Genomic DNA, 21,666 nt, shown 5'->3' with positions numbered 1-21,666 from the left:
TTTACTATCCTTGCATAGGAGAGTATCCTACCGCTTTACCGATTAATGTAGCAGAAGTACAGTCAGCGATCTCTACCATCACGAAGTCTCCTACGTTATAGTGCTCCTTAGGGAATACTACGGTAGTGTTCTGAGAGTTACGCCCAGACCACTCGTCTTCATTACGCTTAGATGTTTTCTCGATAAGTACTTCTACCGTTTGACCCACGAAGCGTTTTGTACGCTCAAGGCTGATTTTGTTTTGTACAGCGATGATCTCTGTAAGACGACGTTTTTTAACCTCTTCTGGCACATCATCCTCTAACTTACGAGCAGCTAATGTACCTGGTCTCTCAGAGTAGGCGAACATAAACCCGAAGTCATATCTCACGTGTTCCATTAGTGATAATGTGTCCTGGTGATCCTCTTCAGTCTCTGTAGGGAATCCAGTGATCATATCTTGTGATAACGAGATATCTGGTATCAATGCATAGATCTTATCTACTAGTTCGATGTATTCTTCTCTAGTATGCTGACGGTTCATCTCCTGTAAGATACGTGTACTTCCAGACTGTACTGGTAAGTGGATATACTTACAGATGTTCTCATGTCTAGCGATAGACTCTATCACCTCGATATGCATATCTTGAGGGTTAGAAGTAGAGAAACGGAAACGCATCTTAGGGAATGTAGTAGCACACTGATCTAATAACTGAGCGAAATCTACAGCTGTCGCTTTCTGCATATCGCTAGCTTTATCGAAGTCTTTTTTAAGACCTCCACCATACCATAGGTAGCTATCTACGTTCTGACCTAGTAACGTGATTTCTTTAAAACCTCTCTCTTGTAAGTCTGTGATTTCTTCTATGATACTCTGTGGGTCACGGCTACGCTCACGACCTCTAGTGAATGGTACCACGCAGAATGTACACATATTATCACATCCTCTAGTGATAGATACGAATGCTGTCACCCCATTACTCTGTAGACGCACTGGAGAGATATCACCATAAGTCTCATCTTTAGATAAGATCACGTTGATCGCATCTCTACCTTCTTCTACGTCTTTAAGTAAGTTAGGAAGATCTTTATAAGCATCAGGACCTACTACCATGTCCACGATTTTTTCTTCTTCTAAGAACTTTGCTTTAAGACGCTCAGCCATACACCCTAGAACACCTACCTTCATACCAGGGTTCTTTCTTTTTATTTGGTTGTATTGGTCTAAACGTTTGCGAACAGTTTGTTCTGCTTTATCTCTGATCGAACAAGTGTTTACTAACACTAAGTCCGCTTCTTCTAAGTTGTCTGTTGTATTATACCCTTCGTTAGATAGGATAGATGCTACAATCTCACTGTCAGAGAAATTCATTTGACAACCGTAGCTTTCGATAAATAGCTTCTTGTTGTTGTCTTGTTTTTGTTCTAAATGTAAGCTTGTACCTTGTTTATTTTCGTCAATTACCTTTTCCATAAGATACTTTAAGGATGTTTTACTTTAAGGGACAAAGATACTTTTTTTTGTCTAACTGACAAGATGACAGTGTTAGTTTTAAAGTTTTTTTGTACCCCATTTTATTTAACGCTATAGAATACCTTTTTTGCTCATAATCTTTGAGTTGTAATCCTAAGTCGTTGAGTTGATTATTACAGAATGGATACTAATGAACTGATTTGGCGTTTATGGCTCTATAATCCCTTTTTGACCTCGTATGCACTTTTGTTTTGGTTTTATTTTATTGATATTCAGTATTTAGTGTTGTTTTGGTTTATTTTCGTTCGGAAGTTGTTCGGAGATAGTCAGTGCTTACTTGGGATGAGAGGTGTTTTCTAAAAGCGTACCCTATCTCTACCCGAACCATCTACTACCAAAATAAAATAGATCACTAGGGAGTTTCTGATCGCGATATGATAAATAGTTCGATACACTAGTCCAATAAATGAACTAGTGATAGGGTCCACTACTTGTCCCAAAAGTGGGACACTATAGGTGGTCAGGACTTGTCCCACTTTTGGGACAAGTCCTGGACTAGTAGTGGGACACATATATAAAACTATAAACATTAAACAAAAACATATAAATAAAAAGTGATTTTAAAAAAATGGAATTTGTTTAGTTGTTAAACAGTAGATTCACTATTGACTTTTTTACTTCTAAAGGTTTAGAAAACTTTAAGCATTGTGCGAAATAAAAGGGGGATAAAAGCATTGAGAGAGGTAAAAATTAAAAAATTTAGAGAATTGTTATTAAATTGTGTAATTTCTTGATTTTGTTTGTAAAAAAAATCAATATATCGGTTTATTGCTAGAATGTTGGTTTATTTTACGAATAACTAGGTAATTATTACAATTTTTATATGCTGGCATATTAGTTAAAAGAAGCATTAATAAGTAGTGGCACGGATATATTCAAAAAAATCATATATTTTTGCTTCACAAAATAATGAAGTATGGCAAAGAATTTAGTGATTGTTGAGTCACCTGCAAAGGCAAAAACCATTGAAAAATTTTTAGGACAGGATTATCAGGTAGAGTCTAGCTATGGACATATAGCGGATCTGCCTTCTAAAGAAATAGGAGTAGATGTAGAGAATAACTTTAAGCCTAAATATGAGGTATCGAGTGATAAGAAGGCGGTAGTTAAGAAGTTAAAGGATCTTGCGAAGAAAGCTGAAATGGTTTGGTTAGCATCCGATGAGGACCGCGAGGGAGAGGCTATTGCATGGCACTTAGCGGAAGAACTAAATTTAAAGAGTAATAACACAAAGCGTATTGTATTCCACGAGATTACAAAAAATGCTATTTTAAAAGCGATAGATAACCCACGTCAGATAGACTATAATTTAGTGAATGCACAACAGGCTCGTCGTGTACTAGATAGATTAGTGGGGTATGAACTGTCTCCTGTACTGTGGAAAAAAGTAAAAGGAGGATTATCTGCTGGACGTGTACAGTCTGTGGCTGTACGTCTTATCGTAGAGAGAGAAAGAGAGATTAATGACTTTAAGGTAGAGTCATCTTATCATATATCAGCAGAGTTTAAGACTGCTGAAGGAAAAACATTAAAAGCTAAACTGCCTAAGAACTTTGCGACTGAGAAAGAAGCAAGAGACTTTTTAGCAGTTAATATTGGAGCAGCGTATAGAGTAGCAGATTTAGAGACTAAACCTGCTAAGAAATCACCTGCAGCTCCATTCACCACTTCTACACTACAACAGGAAGCGGCTAGAAAGCTTCACTACTCAGTAGGTCAGACGATGATGTTAGCACAGCGTTTATACGAGAGTGGACTGATCACGTATATGAGAACGGATAGTGTGAACTTATCTAAAGAGGCAATGAGTGCAGCAGCAGCTGAAATCACGAAGTCTTACGGAGCAGAATATTCTAAACCACGTACTTATACGACTAAGAGCAAAGGAGCTCAAGAGGCGCATGAGGCTATCCGTCCGACGAATATGGCTCTGCACAGTGCCCCTGTAGATAGAGATCAGGCTCGTCTATATGATCTGATTTGGAAGCGTACTTTGGCATCTCAGATGAGCGATGCTCAGTTAGAGAGAACGAATGTGCGTATAGAGGCAAATAAGTTTAAAGAGCTATTTGTGGCTACGGGTGAAGTATTGCTTTTTGAAGGATTCTTAAAAGTGTACTTAGAAGGGCATGATGATGAGGATGAAGAAGTAGAAGGAATCTTACCAGCATTGAGAATAGGAGAAGGATTAGAACAAAATGCGTTAGTAGCTACTCAACGCTTTACTAAGCCTGCTGCTAGATATACAGAAGCGTCATTAGTGAAGAAATTAGAGGAGCTAGGTATCGGACGTCCGTCTACTTATGCACCTACTATCTCTACTATTATCGCTAGAACGTATGTAGAAAAAGGGGAGACTGAAGGTAAAGAGCGCAACTATAAGATGATGATGCTTAGAGGTGCTGAGGTGAAAGAGAAGGTACTGACAGAGAAGACGGGATCTGATAAAGGGAAGCTAGTACCTACAGATATTGGTATGATCGTGAATGACTTCTTAGTGAAAAACTTTAAGACGATCTTAGATTATAACTTCACTGCTAAGGTAGAAGAGGACTTCGATGAGATCGCAGCTGGTAATGAAGATTGGGCTAAGATGATGAGAGAGTTCTACGATCACTTCCACCCAACAGTGAAAGATGTAGAAGAGAACGCAGAGCGCGAGTCTGGAGAGCGTATATTAGGTATTGACCCTAAGAGTGGACGTACAGTATTAGTGCGTTTAGCTAAGTTTGGCCCTGTGGCGCAGATCGGTAATCCTGAGGATGAAGAGAAGCAATATGCTAGCCTTACTGCTGAGCAGAATATCGGTACGATTACATTAGAAGAAGCATTAGCATTATTCCTATTGCCAAAGGTATTAGGAGAATATAAAGGAGAAGAAGTAGAGGTAAACAATGGTAGATTTGGTCCTTATGTGAGAGTAGGTAAGTCATTTATCTCTCTGCCTAAAGGAGAAGAGCCTGCTGATGTGACGCTAGATAGAGCATTAGAATTAATCAAAGAGAAAGAGCAAGCAGATGCTCCTATCGCTACATACCAAGGACTACCTGTACAGAAAGGTGTGGGACGCTTCGGACCATACTTAAAGTGGAATGGTATTTTTATCAACGTGAATAAGAAGTATAACTTCGACAATCTATCTCAAGCGGATATCAACGAGTTAATCGAAGATAAGATTCAGAAAGAGAAGGATAAGGTAATTCACGATTGGGCAGAAGAAGGTATCCGAGTAGAGAAAGCAAGATGGGGTCGTTCTGTAATCTTAAAAGGAAAAACGAAGATAGAGCTAGGTAAGGATGTGGATGCAGCAGCGTTATCTCTAGATGAGGTAAAGGCAATGATCGAAGCAAAAACCCCTGCTAAAAAGACAGCTGCTAAGAAAACGACAGCTAAAAAAGCAACTACTACTGCTAAGAAAACAGCAACTAAGAAGACGACTAAAAAATAATAAAGAATGATCTACGAACTGCTAAGACCGATAAATAACGAATTAATCACTTATATAGATGGTTTACAGAGTCAGTGTATAGGGAAGAAAGTAACGTTCTTCTCTGGTGGTTCTTTTGAGAATGAAGGTCGATATAATATCGCTATTATCGGAATAGGAGATAATCGAGGTAATGGTGAAGGAGTGAGTATAGTAGATATCACTAAAATAAGAAAGGCTTGGTATTCGTTATATCCTGGTAACTGGGGAGTGAATATTATAGACTTAGGTGATATAATGGCTGGTGAGAGACTAGAGGATACATACTATTTAGTAAAGACTCTAGTAGCTGATCTAGTGAGACAAGGGGTAATCCCTGTATTCGTAGGAGGGTCTCAGGATATGACTTATGCGATGTACAGAGCATATGATGCGCTAGAGCAGTCAGTGAATCTGGTGTCTATAGATGCTAAGTTAGATCTTTCTAAGACAGAAGGTGATGTGGCGAATAGTTATCTGACGCGTATTATACTAGAAGAACCTACGAATCTGTTTAATTTTTCTAATATCGGGTATCAGACTTACTTCAATGCGCAAGAAGAAATAGACTTAATCGCTAGTTTATATTTTGAAGCGTATAGAGTAGGAGAAATATCTGGTAATATAAAATTAGCTGAGCCAGTACTTAGAGATGCAGATATCGTAAGTATCGATATGACTTCTGTTAAGTCTGCTGATTCTGGTAATTTTGAGTTCTTTAATCCGAATGGATTTGATGGAAGAGAGATATGTGCCTTAGCTAGATATAGTGGGTTAAGTGATAGAGTTTCATCTTTTGGAATATTTAATTATAATAATAATAAAAATGAAACGTTATTAATAGCACAAATCCTTTGGTATTTTGTGGAAGGTGTTAATTATAGATCGAATGAATACCCTTTTGTCAGTAAGGCTAGTTATATGAAGTATATCGTGCCGATAGAAGGATATGACGACTTGATATTCTATAAGAGTGATATCTCTGAACGCTGGTGGATAGAGGCTTCTATAGAAACGATGGATGCCGAAAGAAAAGTGTTGTTGCCTTGTAGTTATGAGGATTATGAGCTGGCTATAAGCCAAGTTATACCTGAAAGATGGTGGCGAACAATAAAAAAAAGTGTAGTATAAAAATTAATTTAACAAAAATAAATAATTAAGTTAAATTAATTTTTAGCTTTGTTTTGTGAAATAAAAAGAAAAAAAATTACTTGTAAGTATTTTATAGTAGTACATAAAAACCTAAAATTATATGAAGAAGATCATTACGTTAGGAGCAGTTTTAGCTTTGATGACCAGTTGTGGAACTGGAGATCGAGGTGAATTGATGCATGGTGAGGCTGGAAAAAGATGGAGCAGTGAGAAACCACAAGGGATGTCACTTATTCCAGGAGGTACTTTTACCATGGGTCAAGCCAATGAGGATTTCTTAGGAGCCCAAGATGCACCAACAAAAACAGTTACTATCGGTTCATTTTATATGGATGAAACTGAAATTTCGAATAACCAATACCGTAAATTCGTAGAATGGGTAAAGGATTCAGTTGTTCGAACTAAATTAGCTATTGCAGCTGATGAAATGGGTGTGGCTAAAGAATCAGGTGGTATCGGTGCGTATGCATTCTTAGATGCCGAAGAGGATTTAGAAAGAATGACCCCATACCAACGATATATGTATGAGAACTATTACAGCCTTCAGGTGAGTGATGATATCTACTCTGGACGTCGTTTAAATAAAAAAGTTCCTTTAGTGAAAGATACTAGAAAGTATCCAGACGCTAACTATGTGGAAGTAATGGATTCATTATATATCCCAGCTAGTGAGACGTATAATGGTATGACTACTTTCGATAACTCTAAGTTGAAGTTTAAATATTCTTATGTAGATGTAGATGCAGCTACTAGAGATAGATCAACAGAAAATAGAGGAAAGAGAAATAGACACTTAAAAACGGAGACACTATTAATCTATCCTGACACAACACGTTGGATTAAAGAATTCCAATATTCTTACAACGAACCAATGCACAACGATTACTTCTGGCACGAAGCTTTTGGTGATTATCCTGTAGTAGGGGTAAACTGGCACCAAGCTAAAGCATTCGCTGCATGGAGATCAATGTATAAAAACATTTATCTGAAAGATAATAAGATGACTCTTGAGATCAATGAATTCCGTTTGCCAATGGAAAGTGAGTGGGAGTACGCTGCTAGAGGTGGTCTAGAAGGAGCTATGTATCCTTGGGGTGGACCTTATGCAACGGATGAGAAAGGATGCTTTATGGCAAACTTTAAACCAACTCGTTTTGATTATGCAGCAGATGGAGCTCTTTATACAGCTAATGTTCGTTCTTACCCTCCTAATGGATATAACTTATACAATATGGCAGGTAACGTAGCAGAGTGGACTAGCTCTACTTATGATGCTTCTAGTTACGATCACATGTCAGCTTTAAAGCCTAGAAATAGACCTAGCGAAAGCCCACTAAAAGTAGTAAGAGGTGGTTCTTGGAGAGACCCAGCATATTTCTTACAAGTTGCTACTCGTGATTCTGAGTACGCAGATTCAGCAAGAAGTTACATTGGATTTAGAACAGTACAATCTGTGTCAGGTTCTTTATCACGTGTTAACCAAGCAAAAATGGCTCGTTAATAATCAAACAAAAAAATAAAAGAAGAAAAAGGCTATGGCAATATCTAAAAAAGTGATGAACTTCTGTTATGGAATGGGAGCTTCAGTAGTAATCATCGGTGCATTATTTAAAATTACGCACATGGAATTTGGACCTTTTAATGGTAACAATATGTTAACTGCAGGTCTATTAGTAGAGGCGTTTATTTTTGCAATCTCTGCATTCGAGCCAGTTGATGAGGAATTAGATTGGGCAAAGGTATATCCAGAATTAAAAGATGGGAAAGCTAGAGAAGTAAAAGTGGCTAAACAAGCTGTTGTAGAGCCTCAAGATACAGAAGGGATGCTTTCTAAAAAATTAGATCAGATGTTGAAGGATGCTAAAATTGATGGAGAGTTAATGAATAGCTTAGGAAATAGTATTCGTAACTTCGAGGCTGCTTCTAGAGAGATGGGGCCTTCTGTGAATTCTGTTGCTTCAACACAAAAATATGCGCAAGAAATGACATTAGCTGCTCAACAGTTAGAGTCTCTAAATAAAGCTTATAAAGTACAATTAGAAAGCGCAACAGCGAATGCTGAAATCAATAAGGCAGTAGCTGAAAACAATGCTCAGTTAAAAGAGCAAATGCAAGCATTAACAAACAATTTAGCGTCATTAAACAACGTTTATGGTGGAATGCTTTCTGCTATGGGTGGTGGAAGAAATGCTAATTAGTTTATAATTTTTAAAATATTATAAGGTAATGGCTAAACAAAAACTGACCCCAAGACAAAAGATGATTAACCTGATGTATCTGGTGTTTATCGCGATGATGGCACTTCAGGTATCTACAGAGGTTTTATCAGCTTTTGGTGTAGTGAACGAGAAGTTCGAGGCAGCTAATGAAGGTGCAAAAGCAAATAATGAAGGTTTGCTAGGGGCTTTAGAGAAGAAAGCTGAGGAAAACCCAGCTCAATTCGCTGACCCTGCAAAAAAAGCAAAGCAAGTAGAGAAAATTACGCAAGAGTTCTATGACTTCGTGGGTAAATATAAAACTCTAATTACTAGCGAATTTGAAGGAGAACGCACAGAGAATGGTAAGTTACCTGCTGAGCGTATGAATAAATCTGATATTATCAATGATGCTTGGTTCACAGGTGATAATTATTCAGCAGAAGGACAGGCTTTTATCGATGGTATTAATAAGTACAAAAAAGCACTTCTTGATATCTTAGAAAAAGATGCTAAGTTCCAACCTATCGTATTAGATATAAATAGTAAATTTAATCTAAACGATGTTAAAGATAGCCAAGGAAAAGATAGAGCTTATTTAAATTATAACTTCTATGGTTTCCCAGCTATTGCTTCTTTGACTAAGTTATCAACAATGCAAAACGATGCAAAAATAGTTGAGGCAGAGATTTATAACAGCTTAATGGGTAATACACTTAGTAAAGCTGCATCTATGAAGAACTATCAAGCAATCGTAGTAGCTGATAAATCTACTCTTTTTGCTGGTGAAACTTATAAAGGTAAAGTTGTCTTAGGTCGTTATGACAAATCAACTGTTCCTACTAAAGTAGTTGTTAATGGTCAAAACATTGATTTATCTAAATCATTAGTTGATGGACAAGTTAACTTAGGGTTTACTGTTGGTAACGTAGGTGAGCACCAAATCGGAGGTAAGTTTACTTTCGTAGAGGATGGCCAGCCAGTAGAGATTGATATTAAAGGTAGTTATGTAGTAGTACCTAAACCAAACTCAGCTAATATATCTGCTGATAAGATGAACGTAGTATATCGTGGTGTTTCTAACCCTATGACTATTTCGTTTGCTGGTATCGCTAATGATAAAGTACAAGCTTCTGCTCCAGGACTTACAAGTCAAGGAGGTGGTAAATATACATTAAGACCACAATCAGGAAGAGAAGTAGTTATCAATGTAACAGGGACTTTACCTGATGGACAAAAAGTATCTGATAGAAAAGTTTTCCGTATTAAAGATATTCCTTCTCCAAGAGGAACAGTACGTGGGGAGTTCAATGCTAAGGGACCTAAGTCTAACTTAGAGATTGTGACTATCGGTGCTAAATTAGAAGACTTTGACTTTGATTTAAATCTTACAGTTACTAGTTTTGTATTGCAAATACCTGGACAACCTAGTATCGTTGTTCCTGGAAATAGAATGAATGAAAGAGCAAAAGCGGCTATTCGTAGAGCTCAGTTAGGTGACGTGGTAGTAATTTCGGATATTAAAGTGCGTTTAGAAGGTGCAGGAGACTATGCATTGAAAAAAACATCACCATGTACGTTTGAGATTATGTAATTTCACTTAAATTTATAAGAAGAAAATTTTGAAGAATATGAACTTGAAGAATTTTTCACTATATATAGTGTTTACGCTGTTTTCAATAGCATCATTCGCTCAGACGAATCTATTGAATGCAAAATCTGCTGCTGATATTGGTATTATGCCAATCTCGGAGATTCTAATCAAAGCAGAAGGACCAATACCTTACGGACACGTTCGTGAGAAAGATATCTTATTCGGTATTAAAGTATGGGAGAATATTTCATTAGCTGAGAAAGCGAATGAGATGTATCTATATCCTATTGATGAGTATTCATCTGAAGGAAGAAAACCTCTGTTCCAAGTTTTAATCGATGGTATTAAATCTGGAGAGATTACTGAAGTGTATGATAATAGTGATTTTAAAAATCAACGTACATTAAAAGATATTCAAGACTCTTTCGTGAGAGTTGATACTACAGATGCTGGTATCGAATATTACAATGCTGGAGAAGCTATTCCTGAGGAATATATTCAGAAAGTAGAGTTAAGACCTTCTGATGTTAAAGAGTATCACATCATGGGTATGTGGTATTTCGATAGAAATGAAGGACAGTTAAAATATAGATTATTAGGTATTGCTCCAGTAGTAGCAGACTTGTATACTAAAGGATCAGCTAACGAGAACTATGTAGAGTTATTCTGGATATTCTTTGCTGATGCTCGTAATACATTGTTCCAAAACTATGCATTCAATGCTAAGAACCCACTTAATCCAATCAATTTTGACCATTTGTTAAACTCGAGAAGATTCAGTGCTACTATTTATAAAGCAGATAACCAATACGGTAATCGTAAAATTGATGATTACATCAAGAGTAATGATTTAAAACGTTTATTTGAGGCAGAAAGAATTAAAGAATTGATTCGAAACCTTGAAGATGATATGTGGAATTACTAATTTTGTAGTTTCTAATTTATTAAGCTCTTATCTATTAGAATAGATAAGAGCTTTTTTAATGGCTTTAAGTATGGTAGATTATATTGTAGTAGGTACGGGTTTGGCAGGAATCTGTTTTACAGAAAAACTAGCTAGTGAAGGAAAGACCTTTGTGGTGATAGACAATGAGAAGCGCTCATCTTCACTAATGGCCGGTGGTATGTATAACCCTGTTGTATTAAAGCGTTTCACGGATGTGTGGAAAGTAGGAGAACAATTAGATATTGCTTTGCCTTTTTATGCAGCATTAGAAAAGAAGTTAGGAGAGAAGTTTATCTTTGAAATGCCTTTGTACAGAAGATTGTTATCTGTTGAGGAGCAGAATAATTGGTTTCATGCAGCTGATAAACCTAATTTAGAAAAGTATTTATCGCCTAAGTTAGTTCGTAATGAAATTAATGGAGTGAAGTCTCCTTTTGGTTTTGGTGAAGTGAATTATACAGGTTATGTCGAAACTAAAACCTTGATTAAGGCTTATAGAGCTTATTTGAACGAAATCAATAGTTATAGACAAGAGGATTTTGATTACGATTGTTTAAGTTATACAGAGGATGAAGTTAGCTATAAGGATATAGTGGCTAAGCATATTGTTTTTGCAGAAGGTTTTGGGATGTTACAGAATCCATTCTTTAAAGATTTGCCTTTAGATGGTACTAAAGGTGAGGTGCTTTTGGTGAAGATTCCAAATCTTAATATAGATATTATATTGAAGGCAAATGTATTTTTAATCCCAGTAGGTAATGATCTATATAAAGTAGGTGCTACTTATGATTGGGAAGATAAAACAGATACGACTACAGAAGAAGGGTTAAGAGAGTTATTAGAAGGATTGAGAGATGTTGTTGACTTAGACTTTGAAGTAGTAGCTCATAATGCTGGTGTGCGTCCTACTGTAAAAGATCGTCGTCCATTGTTAGGAAGAAGTAGAGAGTCTGCGAGAATCCATGTGTTGAATGGATTGGGAACTAGAGGGGTGTTATTAGGCCCTTTCTTAGCAGAGAAATTATATAATAATATAGAAAAGGCTATGGAGCTAGAGGAGAATATCTCTATTCATAGATATAAGAAGTTTAAATTTTAGTACAATCTAAGTATGTTAAATATACACAATCTATCAGTTTCTTTTTCTGGTGAGTATTTATTTGAGAATGTGACATTCCGCATCGGTGCAGGTGACCGTGTGGGGTTAGTTGGGAAGAATGGAGCTGGTAAGTCCACTATGTTGAAATTATTATCAGGAGATTTAGAGCCTGATACTGGAAGTATGGCTGTTGAAAAAGACCTCCGTATCGGATTCTTAAGACAGGATATTGATTTTATACCTGGTAGGACTGTACTAGACGAAGCTTATCAAGCTTTCGTAGAAATCAAGAAGGTAGAAGCAGATCTTGAAAAGGTTAATATTGAATTAAATGAACGTACAGACTATGAGTCTGAAAGTTATAGTGAGTTAATCGAAAAGTTAAGTGATTTGACGCACCGCTTTGAGATTATCGGAGGATATAATTATGTTGGTAACACAGAACGTATCTTATTAGGACTTGGTTTTAAACGTGAGGATTTTAATAATCAGACAGATACTTTCTCTGGAGGATGGCGTATGCGTATCGAGCTAGCGAAATTGTTATTACAAGATAACGATTTGTTACTTCTGGATGAGCCAACGAACCACTTGGATATCGAGAGTATCATTTGGTTAGAACAATTCTTAAAGTCGTATGCTGGTGCAGTAGTGATTATTTCGCACGATAAGATGTTCTTAGACAACGTAACGAATCGTACGATAGAAATATCACTAGGGAAGATATATGACTTTAATAAGCCTTATTCACAGTATTTAGTATTGCGTGAAGAGCTTCGTGAGATGCAGTTAGCTTCTCAAAAGAATCAGGCGAAGAAGATAGAGGAGACAGAGAAACTTATCGAGAAGTTTAGATATAAAGCGACGAAGGCTTCTATGGCACAATCTCTTATAAAGAAATTGGATAAAGTAGAGCGTATCGAAGTAGACGAGGATGATAATGCGGTAATGAATATCTCTTTCCCTGTGAGTATAGATCCAGGTAAAGTAGTTTTAGAAATTGATAAAGTAACGAAGCGTTATGGTGATAAAGTGATCTTTAAAGATATCGACTTATTAGTAGAGCGCGGGGTTAAAGTAGCATTTGTAGGACAGAATGGTCAAGGTAAATCTACGTTGATTAAAGCTATAATGGAGGAGTTTGAATACGAGGGTACTATTAAACTAGGACACAATGTTCAGTTAGGATACTTCGCTCAGAACCAGGCAGACTACTTAGATGGTGAGAAAACGGTATTAGACACAATGTTAGATGCAGCTACTGATGGTAACCGTGTGAAAGTACGTGATATGCTAGGGTCTTTCTTGTTTAGAGGAGATGATGTCGAGAAGAAAGTAAAAGTACTTTCTGGAGGAGAGCGTAACAGACTTGCGTTGTGTAAAATGTTACTTCTTCCTATCAACGTATTGCTGATGGATGAGCCGACGAACCACTTAGATATTAAGTCTAAGAATGTATTGAAGAAAGCTCTAGAGAACTTTAAGGGAACTTTACTGTTAGTATCTCACGACCGTGACTTTTTACAAGGGTTAACGCAGTTAGTTTATGAGTTTAAAGATCAAAAGATAAAAGAGTACTTAGGTGATATCAATTACTTCTTAGAAGAGCGCAATGCACAGAATATGCGTGAAATCGAGAAAGTAACTGTTGCTCCAGTAGCTAAAGCAGTAGTGGTGGAGGAGAAAAAAGCACCTGCTTTATCTTATGAAGAACAAAAGAAGCAAAAGACACTTCAAAATAGATTGAGCAAGATTGAGAATGAAATAGCTGAACTTGAAAAAAAGGTAGCTAAGGATGATGAACGTCTAGCTGTGGACTATGAAAAACTAATGGCTGACTCTAATTTCTTTAGTGACTATGAGAAGAAAAAGAATAAGATTGATGATTTGATGATTGAGTGGGAAGAAATCCACGAACAATTACAATAGATAATAAAAAAGGGATTACATTAAGTAATCCCTTTTTTTATAAAATAGGCGTAATAAAGTTATATTATTTCAAGAAAAAACCACTTCAAGTGATTGAAGTGGCTTTTACTTAGTAGCGGGAACAGGACTCGAACCTGTGACCTTCGGGTTATGAGCCCGACGAGCTGCCTACTGCTCTATCCCGCGCTATTGTGGTACAAATGTACAACCAATATTCGGGTTGACAAAATCAGACAATTGAGTAAAACAGTGTTTATTGGCTTTAATGTTAAATGTTTTTCACTGCTAGGAGTCTTTTTTACTTAATTATTATTGATAATATATTTTATAGAAGTAATATTACTAGAAGGTTATATTCTTTTTAAGAAAGTTGTTTGATAGGTGTGTAAGTGTTAATTAAAAAAGAGGTGATTCATTTATTTTGTGAATATTTTAGTATTTTTGACTGTGTTAGTCAGGGTAATAATAGTACTTATTCTGTTTCTGAGACTTATTATGAATTAATACTTCCCTATTATATGAAGAATATTGAGAAAACATTTCAAATTATTAGTTACCTACAGTACCCTTTTCTATTAATAGCTTTATTCTATAGCTTTAAACCGATCTATGATAGAATAGCTTTCGGTAATATGGATACTTATTTATCGTGTATGAATAATGCATTGATGTTTATAGGAATTGGGGTCAGCTTTTCGGCATTGCAGGATTCGACCAAGACGCAGAATAATTTTTCTAAACGTATATGGCAGGACAAGAAGAAAGGTGTAATAGCCTTATATATTATAACGCTAATGGCTGTGCTTTCTTTTATTGGTGGTGGAGTAGGATACTATTTTGCTGTTTCTAGTGTTTTAGAAGAGATAGCAGTTGGTTTACTTGTACTAGGTATTGGTTTGCTTGGATTGCTAAGTGTTGCCATAAATATGTATAAGTACCAACAGAGTATTATAGTAAACTGATATTTAGATAAGAACTATTAGATAAAACACTATAATTTATTTTGCTCCTTAAGTATAGACATAAAAGTTTCAAATAGATTTAATGTAATCGTAAATTTAGATACATAAGGTAGATATTTATGGCGAATCAGTTCTTCTGTAAAACCATCTGCACTAGTTTTATTGGTATCGTTGATATTTCTAATACAAGAGTCTAGGCAGTCGACTGCTTTAGCAAATTGCGATTCTAAATCTAAACGTGATTCATATTGGTCTAATATGTTGATTAATCTAGATTTATTAGGATAGAAAGACTCAATAGTTTTTAATGCATCCCTTTCTTTCTGTTCTTTTAAAAGTAATTCTTGAGGATTATTAAACTTAGCATCTCCAGCATAGACTTCTGCTATATCGTGGTATAGTAAGTATTCGAAGACTTTTAGTCTATTAAGTGGTTTATCTATATATTCTATTAATACATCGGCAATCATTAAACAACTCCAAGAGTGTTCTGCAGTACTTTCTTTTCGATTTTTTACAGATGTACTTCGTTCAACATATTTTAGTTTTTCTAATTCTAATAAAGTTTTGATTAGGTTATTCATTTTTGACAATGTATTATTTGTTCTTGATATAAATCTGAATTAAACTAAAGTAGGGATATAAAAAAAGCCACTTCGTTAGAAATGGCTTTTACTTAGTAGCGGGAACAGGACTCGAACCTGTGACCTTCGGGTTATGAGCCCGACGAGCTGCCTACTGCTCTATCCCGCGTTATTGTGGTGCAAATATAGAACGAATATTTGGAACTCACAAATGAGCTCCTAAAATAATTCGCTCTTTTTTACTTTTATTTTGATTGTAAGCCTTGTGTATACTCAGAATGAGCTGATTCTAAAGCCTCAATGTCATTGTTACATAGGTGTTTAAGGAGATGATTTAGTTTTTCTTCTGACCAATCATAAATTTTTAAATCCAATAACTTTTTTATTATTTCTTCTGAGAAACGCTGTTTTATTGGCTTTGCAGGGTTACCAGCTACGATAGTATACGGTTCGACATCCTTTATAACGACAGCACCTGAAGCGATAATAGCTCCTTCACCTATAGTGATGCCTGGCATGATCATAGATCGCATACCTAACCATGCGCCATCACCTATCGTAGTGTCTCCTTTTGCCTGATACGCTTCTTGTATCACATCTAGATAAGGGTATAGACTAAACCAATCTGTGCGATGCGTATTATTCCCTCCCATTAAGATAACGACTTCCGCCGCTATACAGACATGAGATCCTATGTATAACTGATCTATATGCCATAGTGGTTCCCAGGCTTGTAGACTGTATTCATCACCATATAGGTAACGTACTACACTATCTTCAAAGCTGTCCGTCCAGGCATTGCTGTAATAACTTGTTGTTCCCTTGATATGTATATTAGGATTCTTGACTGTTTCGTGTAGGTATTCTACTTTAGACCAATGTTTTTTGTTCTCATCTATCATTTGTTCTCTTCTATTTTTAAGTATATAACCTTAGATAGGCTAATTGTTTATCTATATTTCAAAAGCTAAATATATATAAAGTGTTGTTATAAATAATATTTAATTTTTCCTATGTCATTGATATAAGCTACCTTTGCTACCGAAAAAATTAAATAATATGACGCATAAAGCTGGTTACGTTAACATTATTGGTAATCCAAATGTAGGTAAATCAACACTAATGAATGCTTTAGTAGGAGAGAGATTGTCTATCATCACTTCTAAAGCACAGACTACTAGACATAGAATATTAGGAATCGTAAATGGAGATGATTATCAGATCGTTTTCTCAGATACTCCTGGTATTATTAAGCCTGCATACGAATTACAAGAATCAATGATGGACTTCGTTAAATCTGCTTTTGAGGATGCGGACGTATTGATTTATATGGTAGAGATAGGGGAGAGAGAGTTAAAAGACGAAGCGTTCTTCGCTAGAATTAACAACTCTAAAGTACCTGTAATGTTGCTTCTAAATAAGATAGACAAATCTAATCAAGAACAACTAGAAGAACAAGTAACCCTATGGAGTGAGAAGGTTCCTAATGCTGAGATATTTCCAATATCTGCTTTAGAGAAGTTTAATACGCAGGCTGTATATGATCGCATCATAGAACTATTGCCAGTATCTCCACCGTATTTCCCTAAAGATGCCCTAACAGATAAGTCAGAACGTTTCTTCGTGAACGAGATTATACGTGAGAAGATTTTGCTTAACTATGATAAGGAGGTGCCTTATGCTGTAGAGGTAGAGACAGAGGAGTTTAAAGAAGAAGAGAATATCATTCGTATTAAAGCTGTTATTATGGTAGAGCGCGATAGTCAGAAGGGGATTATCATCGGACATAAAGGTGCTGCTTTAAAGAAAGTAGGGATAACAGCTAGAGAAGAAATGGAACAATTCTTTATGAAGAAAGTTCACTTAGAACTATTCGTAAAGGTGAATAAAGATTGGAGATCGAGCGACTATCAACTACGTCGTTTTGGATATAATCAAAAGAAATAAGGAATAATAAAATAATCATTAAAATATCGCATTGAAATACTAACTTTGCGACATATTTAAAATATTTATGAGTAATATAGTAGCCATAGTTGGTAGACCAAACGTAGGGAAGTCAACTTTTTTTAATCGATTGATTCAAAGAAGAGATGCCATCGTAGATTCGGTTAGTGGAGTGACACGTGATAGAAACTACGGCAAGTCAGAGTGGAATGGAAGAGAGTTCTCAGTGATTGACACCGGAGGATATATAAAAGGATCTGACGACGTTTTTGAGGGTGAGATTAGACGTCAAGTATCTTTAGCTATTGAAGAGTGTGATGTAGTAATATTTGTAGTAGATGTAGAAGAGGGTATCACACCTATGGATGCTGAAGTAGCTCGTTTATTGCGCAAGGAGACTAAACCTGTGTTCGTAGCTGTTAATAAAGTGGACAGCTCGAAGCGTATGGATGATACATTCGAGTTCTATAACCTAGGTTTAGGAGAGATATACCCTATCGCAGGGATGAGTGGAAGTGGTACTGGAGATCTATTAGATGCTGTAGTAGCTGCATTGCCAGAAGAAGAAGTAAGAGAGACAGAAGAAGAAGAGTTACCACGTTTTTGTGTTGTAGGTCGTCCTAATGCTGGTAAATCTAGTTTTATCAATGCACTTATCGGTGAAGATCGTTATATCGTTACAGATATTGCTGGTACTACACGTGATGCTATTGATACGCGTTTTACACAGTTTGGTTTTGACTTTAACTTAGTAGATACTGCGGGTATCCGTAGAAAATCAAAAGTAAAAGAAGATTTAGAGTTTTACTCAGTGATGAGATCTGTGAGAGCTATCGAGCACAGTGATGTATGTATCCTTATGGTAGATGCTACACGCGGGTTCGAAGGACAAGATCAGAATATATTTTGGTTAGCAGAGAAGAATAGAAAAGGGGTTGTTATCCTTGTAAACAAATGGGATTTAGTAGAGAAAGATACTATGACTACTAAACAGTTTGAAGATAGAATCCGTCAAGAAATCGCGCCATTTACAGATGTGCCTATTATCTTTACATCTACAGTGACTAAACAACGTTTATTAAAAGCGTTAGAGACTGCTGTGGAAGTATATGAAAATAGAAAAGCAAGAATTTCGACTTCTAAATTTAATGAAGCGATGTTGCCTATCGTAGAGAATACGCCACCTCCTGCAATTAAAGGAAAATATATCAAGATAAAATACTGTATGCAATTGCCTACAGCTACACCTCAATTCGTATTTTTTGCTAACTTGCCACAATATATCAAAGACCCTTACAAACGATATATTGAGAATAAGTTAAGAGAAATGTACAACTTCAGTGGTGTGCCTATCGATATTTATTTCCGTCAGAAATAGTAAGTAATATATTCTATATATACTAGCGGTCTTTGTGTAATAACATTGACCGCTTTTTTTATGAGAAACTTATTGACGTTACTACTATTAATCTCCTGTGTGAATATGTACTCACAGAGCACTGTGAATATTACTGGGACAGTAGTAGATAGTTTAAAACAGCCGATAGAAGCGGTGACGGTATATCTATCGAAAGAGAAAGACTCTACGCTAGTGGAGTACACCATGACGGATGTCAAAGGTAACTTTAAGCTTGCCTTCAGTAAGCTATCTGATCCTTCAGTGCTCAAACTTTCTATGGTAGGGTACCAAGATTATGCTAAGAAGTTTGAAAAAGGGGTACAAGAGAATATAGACCTTAAAACATTTATCCTTAAAGAATATGGCAATCAGCTAGACGAAGTATTGATTGTGGCTGATGTTCCTCCTATTCGAATGAAGAAAGATACCTTAGAGTTTAACGCCGCTTCGTTTAAGGTAAGACCTGATGCTAATCTTGAAGAACTTTTAAAGAATCTACCAGGGGTGCAGCTAGATGAGAATAAAAAGATCACGGTCAATGGTAAGCCTGTCAATGAAATCTTAGTCAATGGCAAACCTTTCTTTAACGAAGATGGTGCAGTAGCACTAGAGAACTTACCTGCTGAGATTATCAAGAAAGTACAGGTCACTGAAAAAAAGACTAAGAAAGAGAAATTCACAGGTGAACGCAGTAGAACAGATGATGCGAGTATCAATATCACGATAGACGAGGATAAGAATAAAGGGCACTTTGGGCGAGTATCAGGTGGATATGGAACAGATGAGCACTATGAAGCAGGAATGTTCTTAAATACCTTTAATAAGCGTAGAAAGATTAGTTTGATTGGATCTGCTAATAATATCAATGCTGTTGGATTCTCTATGGACAAGGTGTTTGATAATATGCGTACGGGGCGCTCTAGAGGTGGGCTTACAGAATCGCGTATGTTAGGACTAAACTTTGTAGAGGATGTATCTGATAAGCTCAAGGTTAATGGTAGTTACGATTATAACTTTGCAGAGACAGAACAAGCTAATAAGTCGTCTAGTACTAAGTTTTTGCCTTCAGGGCAGTTTAGCACAGATTCTAATTCTTCTTCACTAGGAGGGAATGAAGGGCATAGAGGGAATGTATCTGTAGATTATATGGGAGAAAAAGACGCTTTCTATTTTAGCCCTCATTTTAGTACAGATCACACCTATTCGACTAGTGAGAGCAATCAAGTTTCTTATGATGAGCATGGAGAAAAACTGAATAGCAGTAATGCTCATTCTTCGTCTAGAGGGAATTCTGATAGTTTTGGTTCGTCTGCACAATATACACGCAAGTTTAAAAAAGAAGGACAGTATCTAAGTATTGGTTTTAATAACAGTAATAGGAGTGCTACGAATAATGCATTGAGTGAATCTCTGACGCAGTTTTTTCAATCAGATACAGAAGACGATTGGCGTAGACAATATAGAAAGAATTATACGACTACGGATAGTTATGGTCTATCTGTAGAGTTCACACAGCCTATCACAGATTCATTAAGAGTATCTGTGGGGGTGGACTGGAGTAGAAATCAGAGCATTAATGATCTCCAAGTATTTAACTATAATGAGACAGAACAGGGGTATACTGATGTCAATGTACTAGAGACAAATAGATATACGGATATTGGGAATAAGGTGTCTCCTTATGTAAACTTTGCGTTGAATAAGAATAAGTACAATATTAATATTTCGACGAGGACTCAGATCGTTAAGAATACGGCTACAGCTCTTTATAATGCGAAATGGTATAGTCTAGATAAACATTATATCGACCCGAATATTAATGCAATGATTAATTATAGACTGACGAAGGACAAGAGTCTATTCGGTATCTATCGATATAATGTCAATTATCAAAGCGCAAGTCAATTACTTGACATCACAGATATCTCTAACCCATTAACGACTACGATCGGTAACCCTGATCTAAAACCTACTGGTCAGCATAACGTTAATCTTAGCTACCGTTCGTATGACTTTCAGACTCGTGCTGGATATAGTATTTCGGCTAATGCAGGAATATTTGATAATAGTATAGTAGGATCTGTAATCTATGATGAGGATAAGAAGGCTATCTCTACGTATAAGAATATACAGGGGAACTATCAGTGGGGAGTTACGGCTGACTGGTTTAAGAATAGTAAATGGGGTGAGCATGCGCTGAGATACGGTATTATGTTTAGATATAATAAGACCATTAATAATGGGTATATAGACGGAGAGACCTATACCGCTAGAGGGAATACGATGGGGCCACGTGTGTACCTAACCTATGATTACGGAGAATGGGTGTCTATAAAACCATCGTATAACTATAATTATAATACAACGAGTTATACTAATTTTTCAGTGGATAAGGCTTCTAATTTTACGCATCGATTTAATATACAGACTACAACATATTGGCCGAAGAAGGTTACATTTGGTAACGACTTTGCTTATAATTATAATTCACAGATTGCTAAAGGGTTTAAGAAGGATTTCTATATGTGGAATATTAGTCTAGCGTATGATTTCTATAAAGACAAATTCAGTGCTAAGGTGAAAGTGTATGATGTATTAAATCAGAATACAAGTAGTACACGTACGATAGACCCAATGCAGATAGTGGATTCTGAGAGTTTAGTACTGAAGCGATATGTGATGTTCTCACTGACTTATAAGCTTAATGAGTTCGCAGGAACTAAAAAAGGAGGGAATAGAGGAAGAGGAGGAGTCTCTAGACCGATGCGTGTGATGAGTTATTAAAAACAGTACATAAATAAAATACAAGAAAATATAATAAAGGCAAGTAGAGTATAGCTAGAATAGGAGTTATACTCGACTTGCCTTTTTGATTTGTGC

The 21,666-nt window shown here is 36.3% G+C and carries 16 protein-coding genes and 2 tRNA genes; 12 read left to right on the top strand and 6 right to left on the bottom strand.

Annotated features, from left to right (window positions below):
• Positions 1–4: 4 nt before the first annotated feature.
• Together miaB and AABL87_RS00970 are read right to left on the bottom strand one after the other, a co-directional pair.
• On the bottom strand, positions 5–1,453 hold the full coding sequence (gene miaB / locus AABL87_RS00975; protein ID WP_341276783.1) for a tRNA (N6-isopentenyl adenosine(37)-C2)-methylthiotransferase MiaB: 1,449 nt from the start codon (positions 1,451–1,453) through the stop codon (positions 5–7).
• 356 nt (positions 1,454–1,809) lie between these two features.
• Positions 1,810–1,953, bottom strand: coding sequence for a hypothetical protein (locus tag AABL87_RS00970; protein WP_155242163.1), 144 nt, complete (start codon positions 1,951–1,953; stop codon positions 1,810–1,812).
• A 476-nt stretch (positions 1,954–2,429) separates the two neighbouring features.
• Between AABL87_RS00970 and topA the strand changes: the two genes are divergently transcribed.
• The 8 genes from topA (at position 2,430) to AABL87_RS00930 (ending at position 13,894) form a co-directional block, all read left to right on the top strand.
• On the top strand, positions 2,430–4,961 hold the full coding sequence (gene topA / locus AABL87_RS00965; RefSeq protein WP_341276782.1) for a type I DNA topoisomerase: 2,532 nt from the start codon (positions 2,430–2,432) through the stop codon (positions 4,959–4,961).
• A gap of 6 nt (positions 4,962–4,967) precedes the next feature.
• Positions 4,968–6,110: a formimidoylglutamase gene (locus AABL87_RS00960; RefSeq protein WP_341276781.1), complete on the top strand. Its 1,143-nt coding sequence runs from the start codon at positions 4,968–4,970 to the stop codon at positions 6,108–6,110.
• A 121-nt stretch (positions 6,111–6,231) separates the two neighbouring features.
• Complete coding sequence (gene porK, locus AABL87_RS00955; protein WP_006262172.1) at positions 6,232–7,632, top strand: type IX secretion system lipoprotein PorK/GldK; 1,401 nt, start codon at positions 6,232–6,234, stop codon at positions 7,630–7,632.
• A 34-nt stretch (positions 7,633–7,666) separates the two neighbouring features.
• Positions 7,667–8,329, top strand: coding sequence for a type IX secretion system motor protein PorL/GldL (porL, locus tag AABL87_RS00950; RefSeq protein WP_006259650.1), 663 nt, complete (start codon positions 7,667–7,669; stop codon positions 8,327–8,329).
• Positions 8,330–8,357: 28 nt separating this feature from the next.
• Positions 8,358–9,920 (top strand): type IX secretion system motor protein PorM/GldM, encoded by a 1,563-nt coding sequence (gene porM / locus AABL87_RS00945; protein WP_006262171.1) that lies wholly within the window; start codon positions 8,358–8,360, stop codon positions 9,918–9,920.
• Positions 9,921–9,957: 37 nt separating this feature from the next.
• Complete coding sequence (porN, locus tag AABL87_RS00940) at positions 9,958–10,845, top strand: type IX secretion system ring protein PorN/GldN (RefSeq protein ID WP_006259648.1); 888 nt, start codon at positions 9,958–9,960, stop codon at positions 10,843–10,845.
• Positions 10,846–10,903: 58 nt separating this feature from the next.
• Positions 10,904–11,965: an NAD(P)/FAD-dependent oxidoreductase gene (locus AABL87_RS00935; protein WP_039328601.1), complete on the top strand. Its 1,062-nt coding sequence runs from the start codon at positions 10,904–10,906 to the stop codon at positions 11,963–11,965.
• Between the two features lie 12 nt (positions 11,966–11,977).
• A complete protein-coding gene (locus AABL87_RS00930; protein ID WP_039328599.1) occupies positions 11,978–13,894 on the top strand; it encodes an ABC-F family ATP-binding cassette domain-containing protein in 1,917 nt (638 codons plus the stop codon).
• A gap of 113 nt (positions 13,895–14,007) precedes the next feature.
• On the opposite strand, the gene AABL87_RS00925 is transcribed toward AABL87_RS00930, so the two are convergent.
• Positions 14,008–14,080: transfer RNA gene (locus AABL87_RS00925), tRNA-Met, on the bottom strand.
• Positions 14,081–14,412: 332 nt separating this feature from the next.
• Between AABL87_RS00925 and AABL87_RS00920 the strand changes: the two genes are divergently transcribed.
• Positions 14,413–14,856 (top strand): hypothetical protein, encoded by a 444-nt coding sequence (locus AABL87_RS00920; protein WP_039328597.1) that lies wholly within the window; start codon positions 14,413–14,415, stop codon positions 14,854–14,856.
• 29 nt (positions 14,857–14,885) lie between these two features.
• Here the strand turns inward: AABL87_RS00920 and AABL87_RS00915 are convergent, their stop codons facing one another.
• The 3 genes from AABL87_RS00915 to AABL87_RS00905 form a co-directional block, all read right to left on the bottom strand.
• Positions 14,886–15,440, bottom strand: a complete 555-nt coding sequence (locus AABL87_RS00915) for an HD domain-containing protein (protein WP_039328595.1) — start codon at positions 15,438–15,440, stop codon at positions 14,886–14,888.
• A gap of 96 nt (positions 15,441–15,536) precedes the next feature.
• Positions 15,537–15,609: transfer RNA gene (locus AABL87_RS00910), tRNA-Met, on the bottom strand.
• A gap of 76 nt (positions 15,610–15,685) precedes the next feature.
• Positions 15,686–16,342: a CatB-related O-acetyltransferase gene (locus tag AABL87_RS00905; protein ID WP_039328593.1), complete on the bottom strand. Its 657-nt coding sequence runs from the start codon at positions 16,340–16,342 to the stop codon at positions 15,686–15,688.
• A 157-nt stretch (positions 16,343–16,499) separates the two neighbouring features.
• On the opposite strand from AABL87_RS00905, the gene era reads away from it, so the two are divergent.
• The 3 genes from era to AABL87_RS00890 all read left to right on the top strand — a co-directional run bounded on the left by era (position 16,500) and on the right by AABL87_RS00890 (position 21,570).
• Positions 16,500–17,387 carry a GTPase Era gene (gene era / locus AABL87_RS00900; protein WP_006259644.1) on the top strand — a complete coding sequence of 296 codons (888 nt, stop codon included), beginning with the start codon at positions 16,500–16,502 and terminating at the stop codon, positions 17,385–17,387.
• 67 nt (positions 17,388–17,454) lie between these two features.
• Positions 17,455–18,765 (top strand): ribosome biogenesis GTPase Der, encoded by a 1,311-nt coding sequence (der, locus tag AABL87_RS00895; RefSeq protein WP_006264649.1) that lies wholly within the window; start codon positions 17,455–17,457, stop codon positions 18,763–18,765.
• A 105-nt stretch (positions 18,766–18,870) separates the two neighbouring features.
• Complete coding sequence (locus tag AABL87_RS00890; RefSeq protein WP_341276805.1) at positions 18,871–21,570, top strand: TonB-dependent receptor; 2,700 nt, start codon at positions 18,871–18,873, stop codon at positions 21,568–21,570.
• The last annotated feature ends 96 nt before the right edge of the window (positions 21,571–21,666 follow it).

Origin of the sequence: Myroides sp. C4067, assembly GCF_038039665.1 — a bacterium.
Lineage (GTDB): Bacteria > Bacteroidota > Bacteroidia > Flavobacteriales > Flavobacteriaceae > Flavobacterium > Flavobacterium odoratimimum.
Note: the sequence above shows the minus strand (reverse complement) of the source record. Positions and strands in the feature narration are given on the sequence as shown.

What these genes read in the sequence shown, in the direction of transcription:
- miaB (WP_341276783.1), bottom strand. Translation starts at nt 1,453, where the DNA reads ATGGAAAAGGTAATTGACGAAAATAAACAAGGTACAAGCTTACATTTA.
- topA (WP_341276782.1), top strand. Translation starts at nt 2,430, where the DNA reads ATGGCAAAGAATTTAGTGATTGTTGAGTCACCTGCAAAGGCAAAAACC.
- AABL87_RS00960 (WP_341276781.1), top strand. Translation starts at nt 4,968, where the DNA reads ATGATCTACGAACTGCTAAGACCGATAAATAACGAATTAATCACTTAT.
- porK (WP_006262172.1), top strand. Translation starts at nt 6,232, where the DNA reads ATGAAGAAGATCATTACGTTAGGAGCAGTTTTAGCTTTGATGACCAGT.
- porL (WP_006259650.1), top strand. Translation starts at nt 7,667, where the DNA reads ATGGCAATATCTAAAAAAGTGATGAACTTCTGTTATGGAATGGGAGCT.
- porM (WP_006262171.1), top strand. Translation starts at nt 8,358, where the DNA reads ATGGCTAAACAAAAACTGACCCCAAGACAAAAGATGATTAACCTGATG.
- porN (WP_006259648.1), top strand. Translation starts at nt 9,958, where the DNA reads ATGAACTTGAAGAATTTTTCACTATATATAGTGTTTACGCTGTTTTCA.
- AABL87_RS00935 (WP_039328601.1), top strand. Translation starts at nt 10,904, where the DNA reads ATGGCTTTAAGTATGGTAGATTATATTGTAGTAGGTACGGGTTTGGCA.
- AABL87_RS00930 (WP_039328599.1), top strand. Translation starts at nt 11,978, where the DNA reads ATGTTAAATATACACAATCTATCAGTTTCTTTTTCTGGTGAGTATTTA.
- AABL87_RS00920 (WP_039328597.1), top strand. Translation starts at nt 14,413, where the DNA reads ATGAAGAATATTGAGAAAACATTTCAAATTATTAGTTACCTACAGTAC.
- AABL87_RS00915 (WP_039328595.1), bottom strand. Translation starts at nt 15,440, where the DNA reads ATGAATAACCTAATCAAAACTTTATTAGAATTAGAAAAACTAAAATAT.
- AABL87_RS00905 (WP_039328593.1), bottom strand. Translation starts at nt 16,342, where the DNA reads ATGATAGATGAGAACAAAAAACATTGGTCTAAAGTAGAATACCTACAC.
- era (WP_006259644.1), top strand. Translation starts at nt 16,500, where the DNA reads ATGACGCATAAAGCTGGTTACGTTAACATTATTGGTAATCCAAATGTA.
- der (WP_006264649.1), top strand. Translation starts at nt 17,455, where the DNA reads ATGAGTAATATAGTAGCCATAGTTGGTAGACCAAACGTAGGGAAGTCA.
- AABL87_RS00890 (WP_341276805.1), top strand. Translation starts at nt 18,871, where the DNA reads ATGTACTCACAGAGCACTGTGAATATTACTGGGACAGTAGTAGATAGT.